This is a genomic window from Streptomyces sp. NPDC058955 (genome assembly GCF_042741435.1).
Taxonomy (GTDB): Bacteria; Actinomycetota; Actinomycetes; order Streptomycetales; family Streptomycetaceae; genus Streptomyces.
In genome coordinates this window covers 28,724-34,313 of sequence record NZ_JBHYKM010000093.1, presented here as the reverse complement: position 1 = coordinate 34,313, position 5,590 = coordinate 28,724, and the positions used below count along the sequence as shown (strand labels likewise).

Here is a 5,590-nt window from a genome sequence, read left to right as displayed (position 1 = left end):
CCGGCGGCGGGGGGGGGGGGGCCACGGGCCGGCCCCCACCCGGGGGCCCTCCCGGGTCCCCCCCCCCCCCCGCAACCTGGAGGGGGCCCCCCGCCGGGGGGGGCCCCCGCCGCGGAAGCCTCCGGCGCCGGCAAGGGCGCCGTCCCGTTGTGCCCACCCGTTCCGCCCCGGCGGAACGCATGCCCACAACGGGCTGGGGACGGCGCGTGCCCGCCCGTAGCGGAACGTATGCCCACAACGGGGTAGGGAAAGTCAGCGGGCTCCGTACACCGGGTGCGGCGGGGTCGACGCCGCGAGGAGCTTCAGGGCCGTGTCGCCCGCCTCCGCGGGAGTGCGCCGGGCGCCCGTGTCGGCCGTGGGGCCGGGGCGCCAGCCCTCCATGACCGTGATCCGGCCGCCCTCCGCCTCGAAGACCCGGCCCGTCACCCCCGCCGAGGCGTCGGACCCGAGCCAGACGACCAGCGGCGAGACGTTCTCGGGCGCCATCGCGTCGAACGCGGCGCCCTCCGGCGCGGCCATGGCCTCCGCGAAGGCCGCCTCGGTCATGCGGGTACGGGCCGCCGGCGCGATCGCGTTGACCTGCACCCCGTACCGCCCCATCTCCGCCGCCGCGACCAGCGTCAGCCCGACGATCCCCGCCTTGGCGGCCGCGTAGTTGCCCTGGCCGACGCTGCCGAGCAGCCCCGCCCCGGAGCTGGTGTTGACGACCCGCGCCCGCGGCGCACGACCGGCCTTGGCCTCGGCGCGCCAGTGCGCCGCGGCGTGCCGCAACGGCAGGAAGTGGCCCTTGAGGTGGACGCGCATGACGGCGTCCCAGTCGTCCTCGTCGAGGTTGACGAGCATCCGGTCGCGGAGGAAGCCCGCGTTGTTGACGAGCGTGTCGAGGCGTCCGTACGTGTCGACGGCGGCGGCGATCAGCGAGGCCGCCCCCTCCGTCGTGGCGATGTCCCCGCCGTGGGCGACCGCGTCCCCGCCCGCCGCCCTGATCTCGTCGACGACGTCCTGGGCGGGTCCGGCGCCGCCCCCGGTGCCGTCGAGCCCGACGCCGAGGTCGTTGACGACGACCTTGGCGCCTTCCGCCGCGAAGGCGAGCGCGTGGGCGCGCCCGAGGCCGCGGCCCGCTCCGGTGACGACGACGACGCGTTCCGCGCAGAGTCCGGTCATGTGAAGGTCCAGCCTTTCAGGGGTGGTTGGCGGTGGCGGCGTCGAGGAACGCGGGACGTTCCCCGCCGCCGTGGACGTGCAGCGCCGCGCCGCTGATGTACGCGGCGCGGTCGGAGGCGAGGAAGACGCAGGCGTCGCCGACGTCGGCGGGGGCGGCGAGCCGGCCGAGCGGCACGGTGCGGCCGACGGCGGCGATGCCGTCCTCGTCGCCGTAGTGCAGGTGGGAGAGTTCGGTGCGGACCATGCCGAGGACGAGGGTGTTGACCCGGACGCGCGGCGCCCATTCCACGGCCATCGACCGGGCGAGGTTCTCCAGGCCGGCCTTGGCGGCGCCGTACGCGGCGGAGCCCGGGGACGGGCGGGTGCCGCTGACGCTGCCGACCATGACGATCGATCCGCCGCCGTCCCGCCGGCTCATCACCCGGTGGGCGGCGAGCGACGCGGTCAGCGGGGCGACGAGGTTCAGTTCGAGGACCCGGGCGTGCTGGGCGGGGTCGCCGTCGGCGAGCGTCCGGTACGGGGTGCCGCCGGCGTTGTTGACCAGCGTGTCGAGGCGCCCGTGCTCGTCGTGCACCCGCTCGAAGAAGGCGGTCACGGCGTCCGGGTCGCGCAGGTCGACGGGGAGGAAGCGGGCGGTGCGGCCGGCCGCCGTGACGGGTTCGCCGGGGGCCCGGCGGGCGCAGGTCACCACCTCCGCCCCGGCTTCGAGCAGCGCGCGGGTGATTCCGGCGCCGACGCCCCGGGTGCCGCCGGTGACGACGGCGACGGAGCCGGACAGATCGATGGTCACGGGCAAGGGACACCTCCCGCAGCGGCCGTACCGCTGCTATCTTCCACCTAACAAACGTTTGGTGGAAAGGTAGCTGATCTGCTCATGGGTGTCTCCACCTCCGCCCCGGACGAGGGCATCGCCGTCGTCACCGTCGACTTCCCCCCGGTCAACGCCCTCCCGGTCCAGGGCTGGTACGACCTCGCCGCCGCCGTCCGCGCCGCCGGCGCCGACCCGAAGGTGCGCTGCGTCGTCCTGACCGCCGAGGGCCGCGGCTTCAACGCCGGCGTCGACATCAAGGAGCTCCAGCGCGCGACCGGCCCCGAGGCGATCCTCGGCGCCAACCACGGCTGCGCCGAGGCGTTCGCCGCCGTCTACGAGTGCGAGGTGCCGGTCGTCGCCGCCGTGCACGGCTTCTGCCTCGGCGGCGGCATCGGCCTCGTCGGCAACGCCGACGCGATCGTCGCCTCCGACGACGCCACCTTCGGCCTGCCCGAACTGGACCGGGGCGCGCTCGGCGCCGCCACCCACCTCGCCCGGCTCGTCCCCCAGCACCTGATGCGCGCCCTGTACTACACCTCCCGCACGGTCACGGCGGAGGAGCTGCACCGGCACGGCTCGGTGTGGCGGGTCGTGCCGCGCGCCGGACTGCGCGAGGCGGCCCTCGGCCTGGCCCGGGAGATCGCCGCCAAGGACGGGCGGCTCGTCCGGCTCGCCAAGGCCGCGATCAACGGCATCGACCCGGTGGACGTCCGGCGCAGCTACCGCTTCGAGCAGGGCTTCACCTTCGAGGCCAATCTCAGCGGCGTCGCCGACCGCGTCCGCGACACCTTCGGCAACGAGAAGAAGGAGGAGCAGTCGTGAGCAAGGACAAGACGATGACCGCCGAGGAGGTCGTCGGCCGGCTGCGCAGCGGGATGACGATCGGCATCGGCGGCTGGGGCTCCCGGCGCAAGCCGATGGCGCTGGTCCGGGCGCTGCTGCGCTCGGACGTCACCGATCTGACGGTGGTCTCGTACGGCGGTCCCGACGTCGGGCTGCTCGCCGCGGCGGGGAAGATCCGCAAGCTGGTCGCCGCCTTCGCCACCCTCGACTCCGTCCCGCTGGAGCCGCACTTCGGCGCGGCCCGGCAGCGCGGCGCGTTCGAACTGGTCGAGCTGGACGAGGCCATGATGATGTGGGGGCTCACGGCGGCCGTGCACCGGCTGCCCTTCATGCCGATCCGGGCCGGGCTCGCCTCGGACGTCATGACCGTCAACCCCTCGCTGCGGACCGTCACCTCCCCGTACGGGGACCGCGAGGAGCTCGTCGCCGTCCCGGCGCTGCGCCTGGACGCCGCGCTGGTCCACCTCAACCGCGCCGACGCGCACGGCAACGGCCAGTACCTGGGCCCCGACCCGTACTTCGACGACCTGTTCTGCGAGGCCGCCGACGCGGCGTACGTCTCCTGCGAGCGGATCGTGGAGACCTCCGAGCTGCTGAAGGACGCCGGGCCGCAGACGCTGCTGCTCAAGCGGGCGTTCGTCGACGGGGTCGTCGAGACGCCGAACGGCGCGCACTTCACCTCGTGCGCGCCCGACCACGAGCGGGACGAGGCGTTCCAGCGGCACTACGTCGACGCGGCCCGCGACCCGGAGGCGTGGCGGGAGTTCACCGCCCGGTTCCTCTCCGGCGACGAGGACGCGTACCAGGCCGCGGTGGCGGCGTTCCACGGGGAGGAAGCATGAGCGGCAGCGACACGACCACCACGGCCACCCGCGCCGAGTACTGCGTGGTGGCCTGCGCCGAGGCGTGGCGGGACGCGGGCGAGGTCCTGGCCAGCCCCATGGGTACGGTGCCGATGATCGGCGCCCGCCTCGCGAAGCGCACCTTCTCCCCCGACCTGCTGCTCACCGACGGCGAGGCGCTGCTCATCGGCGACGTGCCGGCGGTCGGCGCCGCGCCCGGGGTGGTGGAGGGCTGGCTGCCCTACCGGCAGCACCTGGCCCTGGTCGCCACCGGACGGCGGCACGTGATGATGGGCGCGAGCCAGCTCGACCGGCACGGCAACCAGAACATCAGCTGCATCGGCGACTGGGAGCGGCCCCGGCGCCAGCTCCTCGGCGTCCGCGGCGCGCCGGTCAACACGCTGAACAACCCGACGAGTTACTGGGTCCCCCGGCACTCGCCCCGGGTCTTCGTCGAGCGCGTCGACATGGTCTGCGGCGTCGGCTACGACCGGGCCGCGGCGGCCGGCCCGTCCGCCACCCGCTACCACCGGATCCCGGACGTCATCACGGACCTGGGCGTCTTCGACTTCGAGACCCCGGACCGCACCATGCGGCTCCGCTCCCTCCACCCGGGCGTCACCGTCGAGGAGGTGCGGGCGGCGACCGGCTTCGTGCTCGCCGTACCGGAGGAGGTGCCGTACACCCGGGACCCCACGGCGGAGGAACTGCGCCTGATCCGCGAGGAGATCGACCCCCGGGGCCTGCGGGACCGCGAGGTCCGCGGATGAGCGACACCACGATCGCCACCCCCCTCACCGCGCTCGTCGGGGTGCGCCACCCGATCGTGCAGACCGGCATGGGGTGGGTCGCCGGACCCCGCCTGGTCTCCGCCGCCGCGAACGCGGGCGCGCTCGGCGTCCTGGCCTCGGCGACCATGGACGTGGACGGGCTGCGGTCCGCCGTGCGCGAGGTGAAGTCCCGTACCGACGCGCCCTTCGGGGTCAATCTGCGGGCGGACGCCGGCGACGCCGCCGAGCGGGTCCGGATCATCATCGACGAGGGCGTGAAGGTCGCCTCCTTCGCGCTCGCGCCTTCCCGGGAGCTGATCGCCCGCCTCAAGGACGCCGGCGTGGTCGTGATCCCCTCGATCGGCGCCCGGCGGCACGCGGAGAAGGTCGCCGCGTGGGGCGCGGACGCGGTCGTGGTCCAGGGCGGCGAGGGCGGCGGCCACACCGGCAGCGTCGCCACCACGGTCCTCCTCCCCCAGGTGGTGGACGCCGTGGACATCCCGGTGATCGCCGCCGGCGGCTTCCACGACGGGCGCGGCCTGGTCGCCGCGCTCGCCTACGGCGCGGCCGGGGTCGCCATGGGCACCCGCTTCCTGCTCACCTCCGACTCGACCGTCCCCGAGGCGGTCAAGGCCCGCTATCTGGCGGCGGCGGTGGGCGACGTCACGGTCACCACGAAGGTCGACGGGCTGCCGCACCGGATGCTCAGGAGCGAGCTGGTCGACGCGCTGGAACGCTCGGGCCGGACCGCGTCGCTGCTGCGGGCCGTCCGGCACGCGGCGGCCTTCCGGCGCGAGTCCGGCATGAGCTGGACCGGGATGGTCCGGGACGGCCTGGCGATGAAGCACGGCAAGGAGCTGACCTGGAGCCAGATCCTGCTCGCCGCCAACACCCCCATGATGCTGAAGGCGTCGATGGTGGACGGCCGCACCGACCTCGGCGTGATGGCCTCGGGCCAGGTCGCCGGCCTGATCGACGACCTCCCCTCGTGCGCCGAGCTCGTCGACCGGATCATGGCCGAGGCGGCGACGGCGCTCCGCGCGCTGCCCCGCCCGGACTGACCGCCGCCGCACGCACGACGTGCGCCGGGGGGGGGCGGCCCCCCCGGCGGGCCCCCGTACCGGGCGAGCGGCGAGTCGACGGAGGCGACCGCCCCCAAC

At 75.1% G+C, this 5,590-nt stretch carries 6 protein-coding genes; 4 read left to right on the top strand and 2 right to left on the bottom strand.

Annotation, left to right across the window (positions count from 1 at the left end):
- Positions 1-252: 252 nt before the first annotated feature.
- Positions 253-1,164, bottom strand: a complete 912-nt coding sequence (locus tag ACFW1I_RS28450; RefSeq protein WP_384675207.1) for an SDR family oxidoreductase — start codon at positions 1,162-1,164, stop codon at positions 253-255.
- A gap of 16 nt (positions 1,165-1,180) precedes the next feature.
- On the bottom strand, positions 1,181-1,960 hold the full coding sequence (locus tag ACFW1I_RS28445) for an SDR family oxidoreductase (RefSeq protein ID WP_384675205.1): 780 nt from the start codon (positions 1,958-1,960) through the stop codon (positions 1,181-1,183).
- Positions 1,961-2,038: 78 nt separating this feature from the next.
- Between ACFW1I_RS28445 and ACFW1I_RS28440 the strand changes: the two genes are divergently transcribed.
- From ACFW1I_RS28440 to ACFW1I_RS28425, 4 genes are read left to right on the top strand one after another with little or no spacing between them, the layout of a single operon-like run.
- Positions 2,039-2,797: an enoyl-CoA hydratase family protein gene (locus ACFW1I_RS28440; RefSeq protein ID WP_384675203.1), complete on the top strand. Its 759-nt coding sequence runs from the start codon at positions 2,039-2,041 to the stop codon at positions 2,795-2,797.
- Between the two features lie 14 nt (positions 2,798-2,811).
- Positions 2,812-3,660, top strand: coding sequence for a CoA transferase subunit A (locus ACFW1I_RS28435; RefSeq protein ID WP_384675209.1), 849 nt, complete (start codon positions 2,812-2,814; stop codon positions 3,658-3,660).
- Positions 3,657-4,430 (top strand): CoA-transferase subunit beta, encoded by a 774-nt coding sequence (locus tag ACFW1I_RS28430; RefSeq protein WP_384675201.1) that lies wholly within the window; start codon positions 3,657-3,659, stop codon positions 4,428-4,430. The genes ACFW1I_RS28435 and ACFW1I_RS28430 overlap by 4 nt, the downstream gene beginning before the upstream one ends.
- Positions 4,427-5,491: an NAD(P)H-dependent flavin oxidoreductase gene (locus ACFW1I_RS28425; protein ID WP_384675199.1), complete on the top strand. Its 1,065-nt coding sequence runs from the start codon at positions 4,427-4,429 to the stop codon at positions 5,489-5,491. Before ACFW1I_RS28430 ends, ACFW1I_RS28425 begins: the two co-directional genes overlap by 4 nt.
- Positions 5,492-5,590 lie beyond the last annotated feature (99 nt).